The organism is Sorangium sp. So ce295, from assembly GCF_051527405.1.
In the GTDB taxonomy this organism is placed as follows: Bacteria; Myxococcota_A; Polyangia; order Polyangiales; family Polyangiaceae; genus Sorangium; species Sorangium cellulosum_B.
In genome coordinates this window covers 817,542-840,786 of record NZ_CP150324.1, presented here as the reverse complement: position 1 = coordinate 840,786, position 23,245 = coordinate 817,542, and the positions used below count along the sequence as shown (strand labels likewise).

Genomic DNA, 23,245 nt, shown 5'->3' with positions numbered 1-23,245 from the left:
CTAGCCTTTGACAAAGGCGAATGACGAACGCGAAAGACGTCGGCAGGAGGGGGTCTTTCTGGGCCTCGCTGCCCGCCGTTCCGATGCATCCCGGTGCGCCGGACCGGCGCGGACGGCCGCGGCTCGGCGGGTCCTAGCAAGGTTTATCCAGTTGAGCCGCTACAGAATCCATGTCGTTTCGGAGATGTGTGGCGTGTCCTCGGCGACGCTGCGCGCGTGGGAGCGCCGTTATGGCGTGCCGTCGCCCGCGCGCACGGCGTCGGCGTATCGCCTGTACAGCGACGACGATGTGGCGGTGATCAAGAAGATGCGCGACCACGTGAACGGCGGGATCGCCGCGGCCGAGGCGGCGCGCATGGTGCTCGACGCCGCGGGGCCGCGCGCGCCGGTGGGCACGAGCGGCGGCGACGCGTTCGCCGGGGCGAGCGAGCGCATCGTCGACGCCGCGGTCCGGTTCGATCCTGACGGCCTCGAGGCCGAGGTGAACCGGGCCCTCTCGCTCGGCCCGGCGGTGACGATCTTCGAGCGCGCGCTCGGCCCGGCGCTCGAGCGCATCGGCGATCTCTGGCACGCGGGGAAGATCACGGTCGCGCAGGAGCACCTCGCCTCGCAGGTCCTCGGCGCGACGCTGCTGCACCTCTTGCGGCTCGCGCAGCCTGGCGAGAGCGGGCGGCGCGTGCTGCTCGCGGCCTTCGCCGACGAGGATCACGTGCTCGGGCTGTTCGGCATCGGCCTGCGCTTCTGCTCGTGGGGCTTCCGCTCCGTCGTGCTCGGCGCGAGGACGCCGCCCGCCGCGATCGCGCGGGCGGTCGAGGCGCTCGCGCCGGACCTCGTCGCGCTGACGGTCGCGATCCCGCCGCTCCCGCCGTCGGCGCGCGAGCTCATCGACGCCTACGCGGACGCGTGCCGTGGCGTGCCGTGGATCGTGGGCGGCGCGGGCGCCGGGGCGCTCCGCTCCTTCATCGAGGCGCGCGGCGGCCTCGTGGCGGCCGCGGAGGCGGCGGAGATCCGCGCGCAGGTCGAGTCCGCGCTGCACGCGCGGCGGCGCCGCAGGGACGGGCGCTGAGCGCGCGCCCCTCCGGCCGGCGCGTTCGCTGCGGTCAGCCCTCGACTTCCTTGCGGAGCAGCTCGAGGACCCGGCTCTGCGACTCCGGCTTGAGGGCGCCTTCGGCCGCGAAGAGCACGTGGCCGTTCTTGCCGACCACGACGACGTTGCTGACGCCGCGGCGGAGCTTGTAGGCCGTACGGAAGGAGCCGTCCCAGTCGCAATAGACGGTCCCGCCGACCTTCCTCGACTCCTCCCGGATGGCGTCCTTCACGAAGCCTTTCGCCGGCCAGAAGTCGTAGGAGCTGACGTCGGCGATCGCGGCGACGGCGATGCCTCGCCGGTAGCGGTCGCCCTTCGTGAGCTTCGCCAGCGCGTCCTTGAGCGCCTGGTTCTGGGCCTTCGAGTCCTTGTCCTCGTAGACGATGAGGATCGGCTTGCCTTGAAGCGCCTTGAGCCGGAGCTCGCGCCCGTCCGCGTCCTCGACGCGCGCGTTCGGCGCCCGGTCCCCCTCCGAGGGCAGCGCCAGCGCGGCGCCCGAGATCAGCGCCAGGGACAGCGCCGCCGCAGAGGAGACCGAGCGGAGGCGGGCGGCAAGGACGCCGCGGCGGCGGGGGGCGGGCGGGCAGGGCTGCATATCCTGGGTTTCTAGCGCTTTCCGGGACGTGCTCCCAGGGCTGTTCGAGGCGGCAGGCTCCACCGGGCGCCGGCGTGGCTGGCCCCGCCGACGGCCGGCTGGCGTGGCTCGGCCTCCGGGGCGGTGGCCGGCGGGGCGGCGCAGGGAGCCGCTCCGGGAGCCGGAGAGGTCGCGCTCGCCCGCCTTTCCCTGCCTCTCCCTTCGGTCTGACGAGTCCGGTCGCCGCCGCTGCTCCCGCCGATCTGCCTCGGGGGGACGACGGCGCGCCGTGCTCTTGACACCCCACGTGCCGTGCAAAGATTGGGCGGTGCGAAGAGACCGGCTCTCGGAGCCAAGGTCCCGTAACGCTACAACAAATCGGCCGTCGCGAGCAGGTTGACGGCGCCGCGGGCGGAGCCCGGGCGCGCGCCGCGCGCGGCGGTCATGGAGGATTGACCATGCTGCACCGAACCACGGATTTCGATCGCGCGTTTGCCATGATGGATGAGCTTCGCCGGCGCCTGGATTGGGTGTTCGAGGAGGCGGACGCGCCGCGCGCGTCGCTCCGCGGCGACTTCGACCAGACGTCCCGGTACGTGGGGGGTCCGCGCGTCTACCTGTTCGACACGGGGAGCGCCCTTGTCGTCAAGGCCGATGTTCCGGGTCTGACGGAGAAGGATGTCCAGATCTCGCTGAATCAGGACGTCCTGACGGTGAGCGGCGAGCGCAAGTCGGATGCGCCGGAGGGCTACCTCGTCCACCGCAAGGAGCGGGGCGCGGTGCGCTTCAGCCGGAGCTTCACGCTGCCGAGCAAGGTCGATCCGGAGAAGACGACAGCGGTCCTGAAGAACGGCGTGCTGACGCTCACGCTGAACAAGGCCGCCGAGGCGCAGCCGCGTCAGATCGCGGTGACGGCGCGCTGAGCGAGCCGGGAGCTGAAGAGCGAACGAAGAAGAGGAGAGCGACGATCCAGCGACGAGCGGATCTGGAGTGTACCGAGGAAGGAGCGATGAACATGAGCACTGATCGCAGCTTGACCCACCGTGCCGAGAGCAACCCCGAGAAGATCCAGCAGCGCCCCGCCGTGGCGCCGGCGGTCGACATCTACGAGAGCGCCGAGGAGCTCCTGGTCGTGGCAGATCTCCCGGGCGTGACGCAGGATCGCCTGGCCGTCCGTGTGGAGAAGGGGGAGCTCACGTTCGAGGGCCGGCGGACCGAGGCGGCCGAGCGGGAGAAGGGCGTGGAGGGCCTGCCGGACTTCCGCCGCAGCTTCGTGGTCCCGCAGGGCATCGATTCCGAGAAGATCTCCGCGGATCTCCGGGCGGGCGTCCTGCGGATCCACCTGCCGAAGAGCGCGTCGCTCAAGCCGCGTCAGATCCCGATCAGCGCGAGCTGAGGCGGGGTGCCAGGTGTCGAGGATGAGGAGCGCTGTCCCGGACGAAGCAAGATCGAGGTGACGCGGCGCTGATGTGTGGTGGGCACCGGCTCAAGGAGCTCTCCTGTACCGGTGACCGGCCTGCGGGCTGCGCGTGCAGGCTCAAGGCTCTATCAACGCCGCATTGTTGCCGAGGAGCGTCAGCGTCCACCTCGCGTCCTCGCCGCACGCGGTGCCCTCCACATGCCGCACCTCGAGGATAAACCAGAGCTCATCGGGATCGGCGAAGCGGTCGTTCCACGTCACGTAAAATGATTCGGGCGTGCCCTGCCCTCTGACGCCGGACGCAAAGCAATTCGGTGCATCGACTTCAATTTGTCCTTGGTAAGCGATCAAATCGAAGTTCATCCCCGGCGGAGACTCGAGCGTGGCACGGAAGTGCTCGGAGCTGGCCTCATCTGCATTGTCGACGATCAGGATCTTGAACCACTTCGACGTGGTCCCCGTCACCGTCATCGAATCAGCCTCGACGTCGCCCGAGATACTGCCGAGAGCCTCTGCTCCCGTGCAGGTATTGGGCGCCGCATGGTCGCACTCGGCCACCGCCCCCCCGCCGCCGTCGCCTCCGTCGCCTTCATTGCTCCCGACGTCGCCGCCCACGCCCTCAGCGCCGCCGGCCCCGGTGGAGCCGGCGCTCACGCTCGAGCTAGAACTCGAGCTCACGGAGAGGTCTTCCCCTCCGGCGCCACCATCACCGCCGAGTCCGCCGCCGCCGGCCTGCTCCTCGTAATAGCCGGGCAGCAGATCGTCGGTGCCGTTGGCGCACGCGGCGACGGTGAGAAGGACCGCAGGAACGACAAGCAGCCGACCGGGCGTGTGCATTGCACGCATTCTATCTGCTCTCGCGACAGCGGTCCAAGGAAGCCACGAGGCAACGTGAGATACCGCAGCGTCGTTCATCACCGCCGGAAACGGCGGCAACCGTTCAAGTTGCTTTCATCACTACAGACCTGAATTTCCGCGAAAGTCGATGAAGACTCGACCCGGAGCGACGGGCGGGAACGTCCACGATACACCTCTGGAACTCGATGCCTCGCGTGCCGCCGTAGAACGAGAATGAAACCTCGCCTCCGGACCCCCCCTGGAGACCCCTCCAAGCGAGCGCGGCCTGGAGCGGGCCAGGGGCACCGCCGCACCACGCCGCCGCGCTCCCTCCCCGACCCGCCGCGGGCCCGCGCCGTCCCGGCTGGTGTCGGCGCGCTTCCGCGCCGTCCCGCATTTCGATAGTCTCGGCACCGCTGAAGCCCGCCCTCGACGCCTTGCTCTCCCTGCGCGCGAAGACGCTGCTGGCGATCGCCGCCACGCTGCTCGGGCTCAGCTTTGCCTTGTACGGCGTGTCCTCGAGGGCGCTCCTCGCCAACTCGATGGCCGCCGAGGCGCAGGACACCCGCCGTACGGTGCAGGTGGCGCTCAACCTCTTCCGCCAGGCCAGCAGCGACTTCAACGCGCGCTGGACCGACTGGAGCCAGTGGGATGACGCCTACGCGTTCGTGCAGGACGGTAATCAAGAGTTCGTTCGCTCGAACCTCGTCGCCCAGCTCTTCGACATCGCCCGGATCGATCTCGCGGTCTTCGCCGGCGCAGACGGAAGGCCCGTGTACAGCACCGGCTACAACCACGCCACGAAGAGCTGGGCCCCCCTGCCGCGCGGCATCGAGGAGCGGCTCCGCATCGGCGATCTCCTCTTCGGGAGGGACGCGCCCGGCAGCGCCGTGCGAGGCGGCATCGTCCTCCTCCCGGACGGGCCGATGCTCCTCTGCTCCCAGCCGAGCGTCGGCAGCTCCGGCCGCGGACCGGTCGCCGGCACCGTCACGTTCGGGCGCTTCTTGACCGACGCCGAGATCAAGCGCCTCACCGAGCCCGCCGGCCTCTCGCTCGCCGTGCACCGCCTCGACGATCCCCAGCTGCCCGACGACTTCCGCGAGGCCCGCGCCGCCCTGTCCGACCGCGACCCGATCCTCGTCCACCCGCTCGGCAGCGATCGGATCGCCGGATACACCGTCCTCAACGACATCGACGGCAAGCCGGCGCTGCTCGTGCGCGTGGACAACGACCGGGCCATCCTCAAGATGGGCCATGACACATTGCGTTATCTCGTGCTCGTGACCGTTGTCGTGGGCCTGGTCTTCGGCGGCGTGACGCTGCTGCTCCTGGAGAAGCTGGTGCTGTACCGGCTCGCCCGCCTCAGCCGGGAGGTCACGGAGATCGGCGGCGTCGGCGACCTCTCGGCGCGGGTCGCAATGCCGGGCACCGACGAGCTGTCACGCCTCACCGGCTCGATCAACGGCATGCTCTCGGCGCTGGAGGCGAACGCGCGGCGGCAGAGCCAGCAGAAGGCGGCGCTCGAGCAGGCGAAGGCGGCGGCCGAGCGAGCTCATGAGCGCTCGGACCGGCTCCTCCTCAACATCCTGCCGAGGACGATCGCCGATCAGCTGAAGGAGCACGAGCAGCTCATCGCCGAGCACTTCGAGGAGGTGACCGTCCTCTTCGCGGACATCGCGGACTTCACCCCGCTCGCCGCGCGGCTCCCCCCGGCGGAGCTCGTCGGCCTGCTCAACCGGATGTTCTCCTCGTTCGATCAGCTCGCCGAGCAGCACGGCCTGGAGAAGATCAAGACCATAGGAGACGCCTATATGGTCGTCGGCGGGCTGCCGGCGCAGCGCCCCGATCACGCGAGGGCCATCGCGCGGATGGCGATCGCCATGACGCACACCGTGCGCCAGTTCGTCGGCGACGACGGCGAGCCGTTCCAGCTCAGGATCGGCATCAACACCGGGCCTGTCATCGCCGGCGTGATCGGCAAGAAGAAGTTCAGCTACGATCTCTGGGGCGACGCGGTGAACGTGGCGAGCCGCATGGAGTCGAGCGGAGAGCCCGGCCGGATCCAGGTGAGCGAGGCGAGCTATTCCCTGCTCGCGCGAGATTTCCTCCTCGAGGAGCGGGGCCTCGTGGCGATCAAGGGCAAGGGCGCGATGAAGACCTATTGGCTCATCGGCGAGAACACACCGCAGTAGCGCGGCGCGCGGCGCGCGTCGCGACCCACGCTCGTTCGCGCTCGTTACCCCGCGATTGACAGGCCCCGGCCGATTGACAAGGCCAGGCGGGCGTGCAATGGCTGCCGGCCCGATGTCAGACCAGGAGCGACGCGCCCTCATGGACAAGCAGGCCCCGAACGAGACGACGCTTCCCGTCACCGTCCGCGAACCGGGCCCCGGAGAGGACCGCGACGAGCTCGTGCGCCTCCTCTTCGGCGACGCCGCGGCGTCGGCCAGGCGGCCCGAGGAGTACGAGGCGCGCTATCCCCGGCGCGCGCTGCCCAAAGGCGCGATGGTCACCCGCTACGCGCCGAGCCCGACCGGGTTCATGCACATTGGCGGCATCTTCGTGTCGCTCATCAACAAGCGGCTGTCGCTCCAGAGCGAGGGCGTCTTCTATCTCCGCCTCGAGGACACCGACGTGAAGCGCGCCATCCCCGGCGCGCTCGACACCATCGTCGACTCCCTCGCGCGCTTCGATCTCTCCCCTCAGGAGGGCGTGCTCCGCGCGCCGGCGAAGGACGGAGACCCGTCGTCGCGGGGCGAGTTCGTGCAGCAGGGCAGCTACGGCCCCTATATCCAGACGGAGCGGGTCGAGATCTACCGGGATTACGCGATCGATCTCATCCGCCGCGGCTTCGCCTACCCCTGCTTCTGCACGGTCGAGGAGCTCGACGCCATCCGGCAGGAGCAGATGGCCCTCACGGTGAAGCCCGGGGTCCACGGCCGGTGGGCGAAGTGGCGCGACGCGCCGCTCGCCCGGGTGAAGGAGGCGCTCGCGGGCGGCACCCCGTTCGTGCTCCGGCTGCGCGCCCCGGACGACGTCTCCGGCCGCGTCGAGTGGAAGGACGGCGTGAAGGGCGTCATCTCGATGCCCGTCAACGATCTCGACACCATCCTCCTCAAGTCGGACGGCATCCCGACGTACCACTTCGCCCACGCGATCGACGATCACCTGATGCGCACGACGCACGTGATCCGAGGCGACGAGTGGATCTCGTCGATGCCGCTCCACCTGCAGCTCTTCCGCACGCTCGGCTTCAGGCCGGTCGAATACGCCCACGTCCCGCCCATCCAGAAGCTCGATCGCGTGGAAGAGGTCGACCCGGAGACGGGCGAGACGAAGGTCTCGGACGCGCGGCGCAAGCTGAGCAAGCGCAAGGACCCCGAGGCGAACATCGCCTATTACCGGGAGATCGGCGTCCCCGAGACAGGCACCATCGAGTACCTCCTCAACATCGCCAACTCGGCGTTCGAGGACTGGCGCAAGGCGAACCCCGACAAGCCCTATTCCGCCTTCCCCCTCAAGCTCAACAAGCTCGCCCCCGGCGGCGCGCTGAGCGACATGGTGAAGCTGAAGAGCGTCAGCCAGGCGGTCGTGAGCCGGATGAGCGCCGAGGACGTCTATGCCCAGGGCCTCGACTGGGCCAGGGAGCACGACAAGGAGCTCGCCGCGCTGATGGAGCGAGATCCGGAGTACACGAAGCGCGCGCTCGGCATCGAGCGCGGCGGCAAGAAGTCGAACAAGCGCATCACCACCTGGCCCGACCTGCGGGCCCAGCTCTTCTTCTTCTACGACGAGCTCTACAGCGGCGTCGACGCGCTCGATTTCCCCGAGAACGTCCCGGAGGGCGATCGCCAGCCGCTGCTCCGGCAGATGCTCGACACCTTCGACCCGGCCGACTCGAAGGAGGCGTGGTTCGAGAAGATCCGGCAGATCGCGGTGGCCTCGGGCTACGCAGGCGAGGTGAAGCAGTACAAGGCCTCTCCCGAGTCGTGGAAGGGCCATGTCGGCGACGTCTCGATGCTCCTCCGGGTCGCGGTCTGCGGGACGAGGAACAGCCCTGATCTGACCGAGGTCATGGCGGTGCTGGGTGAGCCGCGCGTGCGGGCGCGCATCGCGCGCTTCCTCTGAGGCGCGGCGTGGCGAGCCCGCGGGCCGCGCGACGAGGGCGCGGCCGGCAGCGGCAGGAGGAAGAGCGATGAGCGAGGTGTGCCGGTTCGCCCCGTCGACCACCGGGCCCGCCCACCTCGGCACGCTCGCCGCGGCGCTGCTCTGCTGGCTGGACGCGCGGTCGCGGGGCGCGCGGCTGGTCCTCCGGCTGGAGGACCTCGATCCCGACCGCTGCCGGCCCGAGTTCGCGCGCGCGATCGAGGAGGATCTCGCGTGGCTCGGGCTCGATTTCGACGAGCGCGTCGAGCAGCACGCGCGGAGGGCGCACCACGAGGCGGCGATGGACCGGCTCGAGGCGCTCGGCGCGCTGTACCCCTGCTCCGCGACGCGCGAGGAGGTGCGCGCGATCGGCCGGCGCGCCCCGGACGGCGGCTTCGCCTACGACAACCGCGCGCGCTGCCGCGCGCTGCCGCCCGGCGGGTGGCGCGCGAGCGTGGAGCCGATCCGGGCGCGGCTGCCGGACGGCGTGTTCCGGCCCCTGGACGAGGGCGGGCTCGACCTGTCGCAGGAGCCCGCGCTCGCGATGGGCGATCCCGTGGTTCGCCGGCGCGACGGCGCCTTCTCCTACCAGCTGGCGGTGGTGGTCGACGACGGCGCGGCGGGCGTCACGCGCGTCGTCCGGGGGCGCGACATCGCGCCGAGCACCGCGACGCAGGCCGCGCTCCAGGCGCTGCTCGGGCTGCCAGCGCCGGTCTACCGGCACCACCTGCTCCTGCTGGAGGAGCGCGGCGGCAAGCTGGCGAAGACGCACGGCGCGGCGCGCGGGGCGGCGCTCGCCCGGAGCGCGCCCGCGCTCACCGGCGCGCTCGCCTGCTGCGTCGGCCTGCGGGATCGCCCTGATCCGTGCACGCCGGCTGAGCTGCTCCGCGAGTTCGACTGGTCGCGCGTCGCGACCGCGGACCGCGTCGTGAGCCTCCGCGACGGCTCGCTCACGCTGACGGCGAGCGGGCCCTGAGCGGCGCGTAGATCAGGCGGGGAGCGGCGAGACGGCGCGTCCCAGCATCGGGAGCCACGTGAGGATCGCGTTCGGCCGCGGGAAATCGTCGTCGTCGTCGTCGTCGCGCCGGCCATCACGCCCACGGCGGGAGCGGCTGCCAAACAGCGTCCAGGCGCGCCACGCCTGCTCGGCGAGGTCGCGCGCCCGTCCCGACGAAGTGTCATGTCCAAGGAGCATCATGTGTGGCTGCCGCTTACCACAGGTCCAAGTCGGCGCGCCAGTGTTCCACGCCGAGGCCACGCGAACGTGACCGTCCCGATGACGGGCCGTGGTGCCCGGGCCGTCCCAGCTCGCTTCTTCCCAGTGCCCGGAATGCAACCCCTACAGGGCGCGCTGGACGCAGCGACCTGACGCTCGACCTCCCGGCTCGTGACCGCAACATCGCTTCCTGGCGACCCTCGCTGGAATGCGCCATCACGTCGCCCGGACTCGTTCATGGCCATCGCCCCCGCCGCCCTGAAGCCGTCGTCGCCCTTCGCCGCCTTCACATCGCGCGATTTTCGCGTCTACGCGGCGGCCCGCCTTCTGGCCACGGTGGCCTACCAGATGCAATCGATCGCCGTGGGGTATCAGATCTACGACCTCACGCGAGATCCGCTCGCGCTCGGTTATGTGGGGCTCGCCCAGTTTCTCCCTGTCGCGGGGCTTTCCCTCGCGTCGGGGCACGCGGCGGATCGCTTCGATCGGCGGCGGATCCTCGTCCTTTGCTACCTCACCTCGGCGCTCGCGGCGCTCGCGCTCTTCTTCCTCGCGCGCTCGCCGAGCCCGAACCTGCCGGCGATTTACGGGGTCCTCGTGCTCCTCGGCACGGTGCGCGCCTTCCAGGGGCCGGCCGGCTCGGCGCTCCTGCCGACGCTCGTGCCGACGGAGCACTTCCAGAACGCGGTGACGTGGCAATCGACGCTCTGGCAGGTCGGCGCCATCGGCGGGCCGAGCCTGGGCGGGCTGCTCTACGCGCTCTGGAAGGCGCCCGCGCCCGTGTACCTGAGCGCGAGCCTCGCGCTCGCCGCGGCGTGCGCCGGGCCCCTGGCCGTGCGGGCGCCCGCCGGCCGCCTGGAGAGGAAGCCGCCGTCGCTCGCCACGGCGCTCGCCGGGCTGCGCTACGTCTACCGGAAGAAGGTCCTCCTCGGGTCGATCTCGCTCGACTTCGTGGCCGTCTTCCTGGGCGGCGCGGTCGCGCTGCTGCCCATCTACGCGACCGACGTGCTCGGGGTCGGCCCGCAGGGGTTCGGCTTCCTGCGCGCCGCGCCGGCCGTCGGGGCCGGGCTCATGGCCGTGGTCCTCGCCTTCCGGCCCATCACGCGGCGCGCCGGGCCGAGGATGCTCCTCTGCGTCGGGCTCTTCGGGCTCGCCGCGGTGGTGTTCGGCCTGTCGCGGAGCTTCCCCCTCTCGCTCGTCGCGCTCACCGTGATGGGCGCCGCCGACATGGTGAGCGTCGTCGTGCGGATGACCCTGGAGCAGCTCGCCACCCCGCCCGAGATGCGCGGCCGCGTGAGCGCGGTCAACATGGTGTTCGTCGGCGCCTCGAACGAGCTCGGAGAGCTCGAGTCGGGCACCCTCGCGAGGCTCATCGGGACGGTGCCCACCGTGGTGTTCGGCGGCCTCGGGACGATCGCGGTCGTGCTGCTCTGGGCACGGCTGTTCCCCGAGCTGCGCGCGGTCGACCGGCTCGAAGACACGCGCGCGACCTCCGAAGAAGACGCCGCCGAGAAGGCCTGACGCGCGCCTCGCGTCGAGCGCGCGCGCAGCACATCATCGCTCCCAGCCCGGTGAGGGCCAGTCGCTCTCTCGAGGACTGGAGGCGACCACTCCATTCGTGAGCCCCGCGGCGAGAGCACGAGACGACTCGGCGCGAATTTGACCGCGAGCACACCCGCAATCTCTCGAGGCCGAGCGCGACATACGCAACAAGCGTAACAAACGTAACAAACGTAACTGAACACGACCGAACACGACCGAAAACAACCGAACACAAATCCAGTGCGAACCGGTGCGAAAACGATTGCGCACCACGTACGACGCACCGCTTCCCAGATCATTCGCAATTTGACGAGGACGTTATAATGCACACTGAGCGGCACGCCATCATACAACGCACCACGACAATCCCAGCCAGACTGTCCGAATTGCTTGACACAGAGGTATCCCATGACCTTACATGTCTTATGGATACGATTATCGCGTGGGCTGTTGGTATCATGATGACATGGGCCCCGCCTGGGAAGAGCTTCATCAAGGACGCGGTCGAGACGCCCGAGGAAGGCCGCGCGCGCTACCACGAGATCGCGCGCGCGGCGGCGAAGGTTGCCTATGATCCTGCATTGAAGCCGCTCTTCGGAGGCCCGCGCGGTCGAGCCGAGACGATGGCGCTGCTCTTATCGATCGCGTATTTCGAGAGCGGTTACCGTCGCGACGTGGACCTCGGGCTCGGGAAGCTCGCGCGCGGCTCGGGGCTCGACTCCTGTCTGCTCCAGGTCCGCGTCGGCGCCGGCAAGACCCGGGAGGGGTGGTCTCACGAGGATCTCGTCGGGGATCGAGAGAAATGCTTTCGCGCGGGACTCGCGCTGATCAAGGGATCCTTCGGGGCGTGCCGCAAGCAGGAGCCGCGCGACCGGCTCAGCGCCTACACGCGCGGCAGGTGCATCGACAACGACAAGCATTCGAGGGCGCGCATTGGACGCGCGCTGAACGTGCCGCGCGCGCCGATGACGGACGCGGCGGTGCTCGCCGCAATGCCCGGGCGCGCCCCCCTCCCCGCGGCGCCGCCGAGCGCGCCGTCCGCGACCGGAGCGGTCAGGACGGTCGCACCAGCCGGGACCGCCGGAAACGACAGCTAACGAGGCGAGGAATGAGGGGGATTGGCCGGCGCGCGAGCGCGTCGCGATCGCCCCGCGCACGACCGCTCCGGCCGCGCCAGACGACCGCAGGAGGCGCGCTCAGCCCCGGATCAGGTTCGTGGCCGCCTCGGCGGTGAGATAGCTCTTGCTCTTCATTCCCAGGCGGATCGACGACAGGCTCACCTCCGTCTCGCCCTGGAGCGCGGCGATCGTCAGCGCGTTGTGGCAGTAGATGTTGATGAGCTTCGGGCTGCCGCCGCTCCTCGCGTGCAGCAGCTGCTGCGACGCGAGGCCCAGCTGGAGCCCCCGCCTGCTCCCTCCGACCGAGCACATCCTGAAGTCGATGTATTCGATCATCTCCTGCTGCGTCATGCCGGGCAAGAGGAGCGACTGAGCGCCGGAGTAGAGCTCGCGCGGCACGCCGTTCGAGGCGAGGGTCGCGGGGAGATCGGGGGCGCCCACCAGGATCATCGAGAGCTTGCCCGCCGGGGCGCAGCGCAGGATGTCATGGAGCTCCATCAGGAGATCGTGATCCTCCGGATCGACGCCGTCGACGACCAGCACCGCGATCGCGTCCGACCCGGCGCGGAGGAGCGCTTGCCCGAGGAACGCGTCGACGAGGAACTGCTGGCTCAGCGTCGGTGTGATGGCCGTCGCCCCCACCTGCCTGCACAGCGACACGAGCGGCCGCGTCCCGAAGAGCAGCTGCGGCTCGACCGAGAAGACGTGGATCCGCGGGACCTTGTTCTTGATCATCTCACAGACGAAGGTCCGGCCGCTCCCCGGCTCGCCCACGAGGATCGCCGGGCGCTGCCCGGCGACGATCTGCGACGCCAGCGTCCTCAGGATCCAGGCATAAGGGCCTGCGTCCCAGAAGAAGCTCGGCTGCCGGATGTCGCTGAACGGATAGCCGGTCAGCCCGAAATGATCCCGGTAGCTGTACTGGCCGGTGAAGTGCCCGACGGCGGTCGAGCTGTTCACCAGGATCGTGCCCGTCGGCGTCGCGAGCGGGCCCCTCGGCGGCGCTGGGAGCTCGCTTATCCTCGTATCGGAGAGATCCATGGGCGCGCCGAGCAGCGCGCTCTTCGGCTCCGACATCTCTCGCGGCCTGACGCTGCTGCGCCGGAGCATCAGCATGTCCTCGAGGAACGCCACGATGTGCCCGGCCGACGGCCGCTCCTGCGGCCTCTTCGCCATGCAGCGGCGCAAGAGCTCCGCGAGGAGCGGGTCGATGTCCGGCATCGCCAGCTTCGGATCCGGGACGGCCGCGTGGCAGTGCGCCTGGAAGCAGCCAGCGAGATCCCGCGCCGAGAAGGGCGTCCTGCCCACGAGCAGGTGGTAGAACGTGCAGCCGAGGCTGTAGATGTCCGACGGAGGCGCGATGTCCTGCCCGGTCCATTGCTCCGGGCTCATGTAGAACGGCGTGCCCTCCAGCGTGCGGGCGGAGCTGCTCCCGAGCGGGCCGCTCTCCGGATGGGACGCCAGGCCGAAGTCGGCGATCTTGAGCGTCCCCGACGCATTGAGGAGGAGGTTGGCGGGCTTGACGTCGCGGTGGGAGATGCCGAACGACGCCGCGAGCTCGAGCGCCGCCGCGGCCTCGCGCATCTTCTCGATCCCGAACTGCTCCGGCAGGCGGCCGCCGTGCTGCTTGGCCGCCTGCGCCATGGTGAGGCCGTGGACGTACTCCATGGCGATGTAACGGACGTCCTCGTCCTCGCCGACCTGGAAGATCTGCACCACGTTCGGGTGGAGGAGCCGCGCCGCCGCGCGCGCCTCGCGCAGGAAGCGGTCGCGCCGCTCGGGATCGGTGTCCGCGCTCCCCTTCGCGATCAGCTTCACCGCGACGTCGCGCTGGAGCACGCTGTCCCTGGCCAGGTACACGGCGCCCATCGCGCCGATGCCGAGCAGCTGGATCAGCTGGAACGGTCCCAGCCACTGTCCCGCCAGGTGGGTCAGCGTACTCGCAGGCTCCGCGATCATCGGACTCTCATTCCCATCTTGCCATCAAACCCGTGCGCTCGCCGGGCGAATGCGTCGGCTTCCAGTCCACGACCCGCTCACGACCCGCACGAGGAGCTCACAGCTGCCCCGGGCCGGGCCCCGCGTCGCTCCGCGCCCGACCCCGCCCCAGGATGTGTCCCATCGTGAACGCGGAGAGGACGAGGACCGTGACGATGATCGGCACGGCGTAGGTCGCGAGGGACGCGATGTTGGGCACGGCGCCCGCGCCGGCCGCGGCGCCCGCGCCGGCCGCGGCCTTGTCGGCGCCGCCCACCGTCATCAGGATGGCCGTGGCCATCGAGGCGGCGATCGAGAGCAGGGCGATCGCGAGCCCCGCGGCGAGGCCGCTCGGGCCTGTCGGCTCCAGGACGACGGGCGCCGCCGCCGGCGACGCGATCCCCGGCGAGGCGACCGGGACCGTCACCAGCGGACCGTCCAGCTTGACGTGGACGTTGACGACCATGTCCTGGCCCGCCCACGGGATGACGAGCCCCTGCGGGCTCGCGCTCGCGGCGACAGGTTGCGCTGCGGATGCCGGGCGCGCCGCGGCCCGGGATTCCTCGTGGTGGATACCGCTGGTCATCATGGCCTCATGGGCAGGGTTGGTCTGGTAGTGCAGCGTGTCGGCGTCCTCGTCGAGCGGGCCCGGGCGCCGCTTCGCCGGCATCACCTCCGTGACGCTCGACGGCGCCGGCGCGCGCTGCTCCGAGAGCGGCGGCCGCTGCGCGGGCGCCCGCTCCCGCGCGGGCGCGGCGTCGGCCTTGCGACCGCCCCCGCTCGCGACGTGATCTGCGGCCGCCTTCTTCATGACGTCCGCGATCACGCCGTAGACCTCGGTCCATGCCGACTCGACGTCGCGCGTGAAGCCGTCGCCCAGCCCTTCGCGCAGCGTCCAGAGCAGCGCCTCGCCCACCACGTCGTAATGCCGATCGACGACCATGTAGCCGTGGTGCCGCACGCCGAGCGCCTGGAGCACCGGCACGAGCCTGCCCAGGTTGTTCAGCCCATCGACGGCCACGGCGAGCGTCTGCATGAGCTTCTTCTTCTGCTCGGCCATGTCGTTCTTGAACAGCGGCCGCACCGACGGATCGAGCTCGAAGAGGCGGTCGTAGAAGAGCGCCGCCGCGGCGTCCGAGATGGGCATCACCTTCGCCCACGATCGCTGCACGAGCTCGATCGTGCGCAGGCTGATCGGCGCGCCCGCCGGCGCCGCGGCGGGCGCGGGCGGCGGCGGCGGGTCGCCCTGCCAGGGCGGCACGACCCCGACGAGCGTCCGCGAGGCCTTGGTCGACGAGGGCGGCGGCACCGACTTCGGCAGCTGCACCGCCTGCTCCACGGGCGCCGAGCGCTGCGCCGGCTGCGAGGAGCCGAGCCGCGGGGCCTCCCTCCCGGCCGGCGCCGGCGAGGGGTGCGCCTGCGCGCCGCCCACGGCCGAGTGCGCCGCGGCGGCCTTCTTCATGACGTCGGAGACCACGCCGTAGACCTCTTTCCACGCGGACTCGACGTCGGCGGAGAAGGAGTCGCCGAGCCCCTCGCGCAGCGTCCAGAGCAGCGCCTCGCCCACCACGTCGTAATGCCGATCGACGACCATATAGCCCTGGTGCCGGACGCCGAGGGCCTGGAGCACCGGCACGAGCTTGGGCAGGTTGTTCAGCCCATCGACGGCCACGGAGAGCGTCTGCATGAGCTTCTTCTTCTGCTCGGCGATATCGTTCTTGAACAGCGGCCGCACCGACGGCTCGAGCGTGAACAGCCGCTCATAGAACAGCGCCGCGGCGGCGTCCGAGATGGGCATCACCTTCGCCCAGGACCACTGCACGAGCTCGATGGTGCGCTGGCTCAGGAGCTCCGGCGGCTGCGCGCTGCGCGCCTTGTTGAGGAACTCGGGCGCGCCGTACGCCCCCGGCCCTCGCTGGGTGGCAGGCCCCGTGGAGGGCAACGCCCGCGCCGCCGGCGCGGGCGCGCTGGCGCTGCGTTGCGGCTTGGCAGCATCCCCCGGCGTCGCAGCGCCGCGCGTGTTGGTCGAGGGTGCGAAGGGATCGTTCGGTTTGGCCATCGTGGTTGTCCGCTGGAGGTTACCGGGAATGCGCCGGTGAGGTGCGCGCCGCGGCGCGCGTGTTCAGAGCACAGGAGCCGCCTCTACCGCCATCCTACATCAGGGGGCCGGCGCCTGCCTACGGCGCGACGAGAGGGCTGCGCCGCCGGCGCGAGACGCCCGTGGAAGCGCGCGCCACGCCTACCAACGCCCCACGAACGCGCCACCAACGCGCCACCAACGCCCGGCCAAGGCGCAACGAACGCACGACGAACGCGCACAGATCGCGGCGACCTCGCCGGGGGCGCGGCTGCGCGACGAGCGGACCGGGGCCGCGGATGTGGCGCTGGCGAACCGCACCTGTGCCGGCCCCGTAGCGCGGCGCACTTCCCGAGCGACACCGCCGACGGACAGGGCATCGGAGCGGCGGCGCGCCGGAGCCGCAGAGAGCGATGGAGTTCGCGCCATCGACGCTCGTCGACGCTCGATGTTCCAGAAGGGGTGAGCGTCTTATCGCCCTTGCGCGCGAGCCGCGCCGTGCCGCCGCGCTCCGATGGAACGACTCGGACCCAGGGCGCGCGAGGCCGCCGGGACGACCAGGACCTCTCCCGAGAGGCACACACCAAGCGAGCAGGCAAAGCGCGCGACGAGCAGCGCTCGCCTGAAGCGGCCGGGCGGCGGGATCGCTCAGACCGCCTCTCCGGTCTCACGCTCGGCGCAAGCGGACAGACCCTGAAACGAAAAACGCGAGGTGGCCTTTTCGGCCAATCCTCGCGTCCTCTTGCTACTTGGGTCGTGGTTGCGCGGGCGGGATTTGAACCCACGACCTTCGGGTTATGAGCCCGACGAGCTACCAGGCTGCTCCACCGCGCGAGAGGGAATCTACTCACGGCCTCGCTTTGGTCAAGGATTCTCTCACGGCCCGGTGTCGATTGTGTCCATCTCCCCCTCGGAGGCTTTCCGATGCCTTCCAAGGCCTGCCGAGGGAGGCGCAGCTCGGCTGCGCTCGAGCGGCCCCTTCGTCCCCCTCCCCCTCCCCTTCGTCCCCTCCCCCTCAGCCCAGCCAGTCCGGCACGAGCGGCGACGGCGCCGCCGTCGAGATCACCCAGAGCTGGTGCGCCGCGCGCGTCGCCCCGATGTGGAGCAGGTGCCGCGACTCGTCGTCCGCCGGGTAGGTCGACGCGTTCACGTCGACCAGCACCACGTAGTCGTACTCGAGGCCCTTCACCTGCCGGACCTCGGTCACCTCGACGCCGGGGCGGAACGCGAACTCGTAGGCGCGCACGCGCCGGAGGTTCGGGATCTCCGCCATCCTGAGGGCGTCGTAGTAGACATCCGCCTGCTCGGGGTGGCGCGCCAGGATCGCCAGCGTCGCGCGGGGCTCGCGCGCGAACAGCGGGCGGATCGCGTCGGCCAGGAACGCGACGGCCGCCCCGGCGCTCGGGAAATGGTGGTGCTCGACCGGCGCCCCGCTGCGCGGGGCGAGGGGCGGCGTCGGATCCGCCAGCGGGCCCAGCACCCCACGGGCGAACGCGAGCACCTCGCGCGTCGAGCGGTACGCGATGCGCAGCGGCTCGACGTCGACCCGCGACAGGCCGAGGTCGTCGAGCGTCGCCCGCCAGTCGCGGAAGCCGGAGTCCATGAAGAGCCGCTGCGCCGTGTCGCCCGCCAGCGTCACGCTGCGCGGCTCGGCCACGACGCCGAGCAGCACCGCGAGGTCGATCGGCGCGAGATCCTGCGCCTCGTCCACGAAGAGGTGCTCGTAGACGAGCACGTTCTTGCCCTTGCGGAGCTCGCCCCGGAGCAGCTGGTACGCCCGCAGGAGGAGCGCGTCGTCCTCGGGGTCGAGCACCGCGCGGTCGTCGCTCGAGACCTCGCGCCCGTCCCCGCCCCGGTCGTCGTCGTCGTCCGCGGGCTCGTCGGCCATCGCCGCCTTGCGCTCGGCGCGGTCGCCCGGGTCGAGGTCGAGCACGGCGGGGCAGCGGTCCGCGCACCAGCGCCACGCCCGCTTCACCTGCTCCGGGCCGAACTCCGGGTCGCCCGCCGCCTCGAAGGCCGCCAGCACCCGGTCGAGATCGGTGAGCACGTCCGCCCAGAACGCGAGGGTGCCGCGCGAGTCGCGCCGCGCCCGCGCGTCGTCCTTGAGCTCCGCCGCGCGCTGCTCGAGGAGGTGGAGCATCGCCGGGTGGGTCTTGTAGCGGGTCACGACCGAGGGCGTGTTCTCCTCGATCGGCGCCTCGAGCCACGGGAACGCGCGCTTCCGGGCCGCGCGCGCCCACTCGGAGAACGTCTCGACCGCGATGCCGCCCAGGCCGAGCGCGGGGAGGGCCTCGCTGATGTACGCGCGGAGCGCGGGGCTGCCGACGATGACGAGCATCTTGTCGGCGGTGAAGCGGCGGCCTCCGTTGTAGGAGAGGAAGGCGAGCCGGTGGACGCCGATCGTCGTCTTGCCGCTGCCGGCGCCGCCCTGGATGACCACGATGCCGGCGTCCGGCTTCGAGATGAGCTCGAACTGCCGCGGGTCGAGGAGCGCCGCGATCTCCGGGAGGTGCCGGTCCTCGCGGGCGTGGAACGCCGCCCCCGTCCCGAGCCCGCCGCGCGCGCCGCCCGCCGCCGCGCGCGCGATGTCGCGCATGTCCTCGGGGCGCACCGCGCTGCCCTGCCCGCCGGAGAGCTCGGTCGCCCGCGTCGCGATCTCGCGGAAGCCGCCCGAGGGCCCGCGCACGAGCGTCCCCTGCGGCGCTGAGATGCGATAGAGCTCGCCGTCGTCGATGGTCACGGTGCGCCGCACGAGCACGGTGCCCTCGACGTCGCGCTCGCCGAAGGTCTCCTCGTACTCCGCGCCCTCCTCGTAGCGGTAGTAGATCTGGCTGACCGGGGCGTGGCGCCAGTCGACGATCCGCACGCCCGCGCTCGCGTCGACGAGCGTCGTGCGCCCGATGAGGACGTCGCGCTCGGGGCGGCCCTTCTCCCGGAGGCGCAGGTGGCCGAAGTAGGGCGACTTCGGATCGACGGGCTCGACGACGTTCTCGCTCCGCCGCGCGGCGATCCCTTGCAGGCGCTCCATCTGCTGCACCAGCGCCGGCACGTCCTCCAGCCGCGCCGCCGCGATCTGATCGCGCAGCGAGAGGAGCTGCTCCTCGTAGTTCTCGACAGGCGGCGGGCGCGACGGCTTGGTCGCGGCGGCGGCGAGGTGCGCGGTGACGCGGGCGAGCAGCGCCTCCTCCTCGCGGACGATCGCCGCGCCGTGCTCGCTCAGCCCGGCGCCGGGCGCGCCGTCCGCAAACGTGGGCGACGTGGGCGGCGCGGGCCGGGCGGACGTCGTGACGGTGGCCGAGGACGGCGCGGTGGACTGCTCTCGGGTGGGCGTGGGGCTCGTAGAACGATTCGCGGTCACGGGGATGCCGATGCGATGGTGGATGAGGTGACAGGCTGAGCCGGAGCGTCAGCACGCCAGACATCCGTCGCGGCCCGTTGACGCAGGAGGGTCGGACCTATTGACCGATCCGGCACAGCTCCGCAACCGCCGCGTGGGGCCCCCCACGCTATCCGCGTTTCGGCGCGTTTTCACGGGCCGGCGCGCGCCTCGACGGGGCGGTTCGCGCCTCGGCGTGCGCCTCGACGGGCCGGCGCGCGCCACGCGAGCGCCCTCGGTGCGTAACGTGCCCCGCGTCCGAGGGCGGATCCGCCGCGGGCGGTGGCGTTCTGGATTGAGGTCGCGTGGGCGGACGCCGTACAAGGCAGCGATGCAAAACTGCGCGACCCGGTCCGACCGGCTCCTCGAGCTGATCCTCTTCTCGCTGCGCGATCGCGGGGCGCTCTGCGCGCTGGTCCTCGCCGCCTACCGGGTCGAGCTGACCAGCCTGCTCGACCGCGTCTCCTCGGGCTCGATCGGGGACGACGACGATCGGGAGATCGCGCCGCACGCCCGGGGGGATCGCGCGGGTGGATCCCCGGCGCGCGCCCGCGCCGAGGGGCGCCGTACGGAGGCCCGGATCAGCGAGGAGGACGCGTTCCTCATCTACGATCTCGCCGGGTGCATCGCCGAGGCGGCGGGCGCGGCCCGCCTCCCGGTCGTCCGCCGCGACGCGCTCGCCCTCCGGGAGAAGGCGGCCGAGGTGCACGCCGGCGGCGAGCGCGCTGAGCGGGACATGTTCGCGGCCGGGCTCAGGGTGATCGACCGGATCCTCGACGCGGCCCGCGCGCAGCCCTCGCCGCGGAGCGAGCCCGCGAGCAAGGATCTGAACTGAGCGGAACCGAGCGGGACCGCGCGGGACCGCGCGGGAGCGTGCACGCCGGGCGCTCCATCGATGGCCTGCTCCCTGCACCGGGTGCCGCCGCGGGGCGCTCCGCCTCGGTCCCTGGGGCGGGCTCGCGTCCCGGCGGGTCGCGCTCGCGCCGAAGGACAGCATGAGCATCCCCTGCGCCGGCTCCCTCTCCGCGCCGCGAACGCTGCGAAGCCCGCTGTGGCGCGCGGCCGCGAGCGCGCCGATGCGCGTCTCCTTCGCAGGGGGTGGCAGCGACCTGCCCGGCATCGCCCGACAGGACGGCGGGCGTGTCGTGGGCGCCGCGATCGATCTGCGCGTGCGCGTGATCGTGGAGCCGTTCGATCGAGGCTGGGTGCGGCTCGAGCTCGCCGCGCGCGGCGAGGGGCGGGCGGAGCCGCACCCGACCGAGGGCCCCGGCGGCGCCGGAGGGGCGCGCGTCCTCCTGCGGCGCCGCGCGGATCCTCCGCGCGACGATCTCGCGTTCCGCCTGGTCGAGGCGACGCTCTCCGCGGCGGGCGTGGGCGACGGGGTCGCCCTGCGGGTGGAGAGCGAGACGTCGCCCGGGGCCGGCCTGGGCGGCAGCGCGTCGGTCGCGGTGGCGGCGCTGTTCGCGCTGCGCGCCTCGATCGGAGAGCCCGTCGCGCCGGAGGATCTGGCGCGCGAGGCGGTCGCGATCGAGCGCGAGCGCCTGCGCAACGCGTGCGGCGCGCAGGATCAGGTGTTCGCGGCGTTCGGGGGGCTGCTCGATCTCGCCTTCGACGCCGGCGGCTGCTCCGGGGTGCGGCCGCTCGCGATCGGCTGCCCGGACCTCGTGCCCGCGCTCTCGGCGGGGCTGCTGCTCGTGGACACGGAGGTGCGGCGCGTGTCGGGCGAGGTGCTGGATCGGATGGACGCCGGCTCGGCGTGCGACGCGAAGGGTGAGCTCGTGGCGGCGGCCGGCGAGGTCGCGCGCGGCTTCGAGATCGGCTCGCTCTCGCTGGTGCTGTCGGGCATGCGCCGGGGCGCGGCCGCGAAGGTGCGCCTCTCGAGGGCGGCGAGCGCGATCGCGCTCTCGCTGGAGCGGCGGCTCGACGGCCTCGGGGTCGAGGTCCTCCGGGTGTGCGGCGCAGGCGGCGGCGGGCACATCCTCGTGTGGGCGCCCGCCGAGCGCCACGCGCGCATCCTCGAGGCGCTCGGCCCCTGCCTCGTGCGGCGGCCCGCCCTCGGCGCCCCCGGCGTGCGGCTCGACGGGGGTTGACGCGCGGCGCTAGGCGCTCGTCCTGAGGCGAGCCTTGCGCGCGCCGCGCTCGAGCGCGAGCCCGATGAGGCGCTCGATCAGCTCGCGCGGGGGGATGCCGCTCGCCTCCCAGAGCTTCGGGTACATCGAGATCGCCGTGAAGCCGGGGATGGTGTTGATCTCGTTCACGTAGAGCGCGCGATCGGGCGAGAGGAAGAGGTCGACGCGGGCCATCCCCGACGCCTCCAGCGCGCGGAACGCGCGGAGCGCGACCAGCTGCACGGCGTTCGCCTCGGCCGGGGAGAGGTCGGCCGGGATCCGGATCGTGGCCCCGTCGGCGTCGATGTACTTCGCGGCGTAGGAGTAGAAGCCGTCGGCGTGCCCGACCACGATCTCGCCGGGCACGGAGGCGATGGGGTCGTCGTCGCCGAGCACGGAGCACTCGATCTCGCGCACCCCCTCGATGCCCTGCTCGCAGACGATCTTCACATCGAACTCGAAGGCGTGCTCGACGGCCGCCTCGATCTCGGAGCGCGCCTTGACGCGCCGGACCCCGACGGACGACCCGAGGTTCGCGGGCTTGACGAAGATCGGCCCGAAGCCGGCGCTTCCGGCGGCGGAGAGGGCGGCGATCTGGTCGATGCACGCGCCGCGATCGCGGTCCCACGCGGCCCGGCGGAGCGTGACGTGGGGGACGATCGGGATCTCCGCCTCGCGGAGCAGGCGCTTCATCACGTCCTTGTCCATCCCCACGGCGGAGCCGAGCACGCCGGAGCCGACGTACGGGACGCCGGCGAGCTCGAGCAGGCCCTGGACGCAGCCGTCCTCGCCCGTGGGCCCGTGCAGGACGGGGAAGACGACGTCGATCGGGGCGCGCGCGCCGCCCGGCACGGTCAGCGTGGCCTCGCCAGCGGGCCCGGGGTGGGCGTCGAGGGCGATCTCCGGCATCGCCTCGTTCAGCCGGGCGAGGCGGGGGTCGCGCGCCGCGCCGAGGAGCAGCGCCTCTTCCTGGAGCAGCCAGCGGCCGGACTTGTCGATACCGACGAGCACCGGCTCGAAGCGGTCGCGGTCGAGCGCCTCGACGACGAAGCGGGCGGACAGGAGGGAGATCTCGTGCTCGGCCGAGCGGCCGCCGAAGAGGACGGCGACGCGCACCTTGGCAGGGTTCGGCATGGCGGCACCGTAGCCGCGATCGCGCGCCGGGGCGAAGAAGCCGGCTACTCGGAGAGGCTACTCCGAGAGGACACGGAACGACTTGCGGACGGTCGCCATCGCCACGCGTGCGACGTGGCCGTCGGCGAGCTCGACGTCGACGGCGGTGAGCTGGCCCTGGCGCTCGATCAGCCTGGCCACGCTCACCCTGGAGCCCCGGGCGACCTCGGCGCGCGCGACCTTGACGTCCGCGAGCGCCTCCAGCTGAGCGCCGACGGCGATGCCGTTCTCCACCTTTGCCGGCGCTTCCTCGGTCGCCCTCGCCGCTCCGGCGGGGACGACAACGGCCAGCGCCGCGACGACCGCAACGAGGAGGCCGCCCGTCGTGCTCCTTCGACTGCAGGTGAGCATCGGGCCCGATTCTACGCGGAAGGAGAGCGATGTCACCTGCGTTGTCACCGGATCGGGTGGTCCGTCCGGGGAGCCCTCCGCGACGACATCGAGCGCGCCTGTCGGCGCGGAACGCAGGGGTGCATCGTCCCCATGGATGGAGCATGCCCCAGGGAGCGGGCGCCCCGAGCAGGGAGCTCAGCGCGCTCAATCAGGGCCGCGCCGGCGAGCTCGACAAAAAGGGTCCCAATCTGCGGACCTCGC

18 protein-coding genes and 1 tRNA gene are annotated in these 23,245 nt (G+C 71.7%); 10 read left to right on the top strand and 9 right to left on the bottom strand.

Annotation, left to right across the window (positions count from 1 at the left end; genetic code table 11):
- Window positions 1-7 precede the first annotated feature (7 nt).
- Window positions 8-1,066, top strand: coding sequence for a MerR family transcriptional regulator (locus WMF11_RS03165; protein WP_437976365.1), 1,059 nt, complete (start codon window positions 8-10; stop codon window positions 1,064-1,066).
- A gap of 34 nt (window positions 1,067-1,100) precedes the next feature.
- Here WMF11_RS03165 and WMF11_RS03160 read toward each other — a convergent pair whose 3' ends face one another.
- On the bottom strand, window positions 1,101-1,682 hold the full coding sequence (locus tag WMF11_RS03160) for a YtfJ family protein (protein ID WP_437549351.1): 582 nt from the start codon (window positions 1,680-1,682) through the stop codon (window positions 1,101-1,103).
- Between the two features lie 437 nt (window positions 1,683-2,119).
- Between WMF11_RS03160 and WMF11_RS03155 the strand changes: the two genes are divergently transcribed.
- Together WMF11_RS03155 and WMF11_RS03150 are read left to right on the top strand one after the other, a co-directional pair.
- A complete protein-coding gene (locus tag WMF11_RS03155; protein ID WP_012233212.1) occupies window positions 2,120-2,584 on the top strand; it encodes an Hsp20/alpha crystallin family protein in 465 nt (154 codons plus the stop codon).
- A 92-nt stretch (window positions 2,585-2,676) separates the two neighbouring features.
- Window positions 2,677-3,057 (top strand): Hsp20/alpha crystallin family protein, encoded by a 381-nt coding sequence (locus WMF11_RS03150; protein WP_437906921.1) that lies wholly within the window; start codon window positions 2,677-2,679, stop codon window positions 3,055-3,057.
- A 141-nt stretch (window positions 3,058-3,198) separates the two neighbouring features.
- Here WMF11_RS03150 and WMF11_RS03145 read toward each other — a convergent pair whose 3' ends face one another.
- Window positions 3,199-3,918, bottom strand: coding sequence for a hypothetical protein (locus WMF11_RS03145; protein ID WP_437906920.1), 720 nt, complete (start codon window positions 3,916-3,918; stop codon window positions 3,199-3,201).
- Window positions 3,919-4,355: 437 nt separating this feature from the next.
- Between WMF11_RS03145 and WMF11_RS03140 the strand changes: the two genes are divergently transcribed.
- The 3 genes from WMF11_RS03140 (at window position 4,356) to WMF11_RS03130 (ending at window position 9,040) form a co-directional block, all read left to right on the top strand.
- Window positions 4,356-6,110: an adenylate/guanylate cyclase domain-containing protein gene (locus WMF11_RS03140; RefSeq protein WP_437976364.1), complete on the top strand. Its 1,755-nt coding sequence runs from the start codon at window positions 4,356-4,358 to the stop codon at window positions 6,108-6,110.
- A gap of 139 nt (window positions 6,111-6,249) precedes the next feature.
- Window positions 6,250-8,046 carry a glutamate--tRNA ligase gene (locus tag WMF11_RS03135; RefSeq protein WP_437906918.1) on the top strand — a complete coding sequence of 599 codons (1,797 nt, stop codon included), beginning with the start codon at window positions 6,250-6,252 and terminating at the stop codon, window positions 8,044-8,046.
- A gap of 67 nt (window positions 8,047-8,113) precedes the next feature.
- Entirely contained in the window at window positions 8,114-9,040 is a 927-nt protein-coding gene (locus WMF11_RS03130) for a glutamate--tRNA ligase family protein (RefSeq protein WP_437906917.1), read from the top strand.
- A gap of 12 nt (window positions 9,041-9,052) precedes the next feature.
- Here the strand turns inward: WMF11_RS03130 and WMF11_RS03125 are convergent, their stop codons facing one another.
- Window positions 9,053-9,262, bottom strand: a complete 210-nt coding sequence (locus WMF11_RS03125; RefSeq protein WP_437549338.1) for a hypothetical protein — start codon at window positions 9,260-9,262, stop codon at window positions 9,053-9,055.
- Window positions 9,263-9,517: 255 nt separating this feature from the next.
- Here WMF11_RS03125 and WMF11_RS03120 point away from each other — a divergent pair, with 255 nt between their 5' ends.
- Together WMF11_RS03120 and WMF11_RS03115 are read left to right on the top strand one after the other, a co-directional pair.
- On the top strand, window positions 9,518-10,801 hold the full coding sequence (locus tag WMF11_RS03120) for an MFS transporter (protein WP_437976363.1): 1,284 nt from the start codon (window positions 9,518-9,520) through the stop codon (window positions 10,799-10,801).
- 479 nt (window positions 10,802-11,280) lie between these two features.
- Complete coding sequence (locus WMF11_RS03115) at window positions 11,281-11,919, top strand: hypothetical protein (protein ID WP_437549335.1); 639 nt, start codon at window positions 11,281-11,283, stop codon at window positions 11,917-11,919.
- 99 nt (window positions 11,920-12,018) lie between these two features.
- Here WMF11_RS03115 and WMF11_RS03110 read toward each other — a convergent pair whose 3' ends face one another.
- The 4 genes from WMF11_RS03110 to WMF11_RS03095 form a co-directional block, all read right to left on the bottom strand.
- A complete protein-coding gene (locus WMF11_RS03110) occupies window positions 12,019-13,899 on the bottom strand; it encodes a protein kinase domain-containing protein (RefSeq protein WP_437906915.1) in 1,881 nt (626 codons plus the stop codon).
- Between the two features lie 97 nt (window positions 13,900-13,996).
- Window positions 13,997-15,976 carry a globin family protein gene (locus WMF11_RS03105; protein ID WP_437976362.1) on the bottom strand — a complete coding sequence of 660 codons (1,980 nt, stop codon included), beginning with the start codon at window positions 15,974-15,976 and terminating at the stop codon, window positions 13,997-13,999.
- Window positions 15,977-16,751: 775 nt separating this feature from the next.
- Window positions 16,752-16,828, bottom strand: a tRNA-Met gene (locus tag WMF11_RS03100).
- 181 nt (window positions 16,829-17,009) lie between these two features.
- On the bottom strand, window positions 17,010-19,352 hold the full coding sequence (locus tag WMF11_RS03095) for an ATP-binding domain-containing protein (protein WP_437976361.1): 2,343 nt from the start codon (window positions 19,350-19,352) through the stop codon (window positions 17,010-17,012).
- Between the two features lie 349 nt (window positions 19,353-19,701).
- On the opposite strand from WMF11_RS03095, the gene WMF11_RS03090 reads away from it, so the two are divergent.
- Together WMF11_RS03090 and WMF11_RS03085 are read left to right on the top strand one after the other, a co-directional pair.
- A complete protein-coding gene (locus WMF11_RS03090; protein WP_437976360.1) occupies window positions 19,702-20,205 on the top strand; it encodes a hypothetical protein in 504 nt (167 codons plus the stop codon).
- Between the two features lie 160 nt (window positions 20,206-20,365).
- Complete coding sequence (locus WMF11_RS03085; protein WP_437976359.1) at window positions 20,366-21,460, top strand: GHMP family kinase ATP-binding protein; 1,095 nt, start codon at window positions 20,366-20,368, stop codon at window positions 21,458-21,460.
- 9 nt (window positions 21,461-21,469) lie between these two features.
- Here the strand turns inward: WMF11_RS03085 and WMF11_RS03080 are convergent, their stop codons facing one another.
- Entirely contained in the window at window positions 21,470-22,612 is a 1,143-nt protein-coding gene (locus WMF11_RS03080) for a D-alanine--D-alanine ligase family protein (protein ID WP_437906910.1), read from the bottom strand.
- 57 nt (window positions 22,613-22,669) lie between these two features.
- Entirely contained in the window at window positions 22,670-23,002 is a 333-nt protein-coding gene (locus WMF11_RS03075) for a hypothetical protein (RefSeq protein ID WP_437976358.1), read from the bottom strand.
- Window positions 23,003-23,245: the final 243 nt, after the last annotated feature.

Coding starts and splice junctions, on each gene's coding strand:
- WMF11_RS03130 (WP_437906917.1), top strand. CDS start 8,114: ATGAGCGAGGTGTGCCGGTTCGCCCCGTCGACCACCGGGCCCGCCCAC.
- WMF11_RS03085 (WP_437976359.1), top strand. CDS start 20,366: ATGAGCATCCCCTGCGCCGGCTCCCTCTCCGCGCCGCGAACGCTGCGA.
- WMF11_RS03150 (WP_437906921.1), top strand. CDS start 2,677: ATGAGCACTGATCGCAGCTTGACCCACCGTGCCGAGAGCAACCCCGAG.
- WMF11_RS03125 (WP_437549338.1), bottom strand. CDS start 9,262: ATGATGCTCCTTGGACATGACACTTCGTCGGGACGGGCGCGCGACCTC.
- WMF11_RS03090 (WP_437976360.1), top strand. CDS start 19,702: ATGCAAAACTGCGCGACCCGGTCCGACCGGCTCCTCGAGCTGATCCTC.
- WMF11_RS03135 (WP_437906918.1), top strand. CDS start 6,250: ATGGACAAGCAGGCCCCGAACGAGACGACGCTTCCCGTCACCGTCCGC.
- WMF11_RS03080 (WP_437906910.1), bottom strand. CDS start 22,612: ATGCCGAACCCTGCCAAGGTGCGCGTCGCCGTCCTCTTCGGCGGCCGC.
- WMF11_RS03120 (WP_437976363.1), top strand. CDS start 9,518: ATGGCCATCGCCCCCGCCGCCCTGAAGCCGTCGTCGCCCTTCGCCGCC.
- WMF11_RS03075 (WP_437976358.1), bottom strand. CDS start 23,002: ATGCTCACCTGCAGTCGAAGGAGCACGACGGGCGGCCTCCTCGTTGCG.
- WMF11_RS03110 (WP_437906915.1), bottom strand. CDS start 13,899: ATGATCGCGGAGCCTGCGAGTACGCTGACCCACCTGGCGGGACAGTGG.
- WMF11_RS03160 (WP_437549351.1), bottom strand. CDS start 1,682: ATGCAGCCCTGCCCGCCCGCCCCCCGCCGCCGCGGCGTCCTTGCCGCC.
- WMF11_RS03115 (WP_437549335.1), top strand. CDS start 11,281: ATGATGACATGGGCCCCGCCTGGGAAGAGCTTCATCAAGGACGCGGTC.
- WMF11_RS03145 (WP_437906920.1), bottom strand. CDS start 3,918: ATGCACACGCCCGGTCGGCTGCTTGTCGTTCCTGCGGTCCTTCTCACC.
- WMF11_RS03105 (WP_437976362.1), bottom strand. CDS start 15,976: ATGGCCAAACCGAACGATCCCTTCGCACCCTCGACCAACACGCGCGGC.
- WMF11_RS03155 (WP_012233212.1), top strand. CDS start 2,120: ATGCTGCACCGAACCACGGATTTCGATCGCGCGTTTGCCATGATGGAT.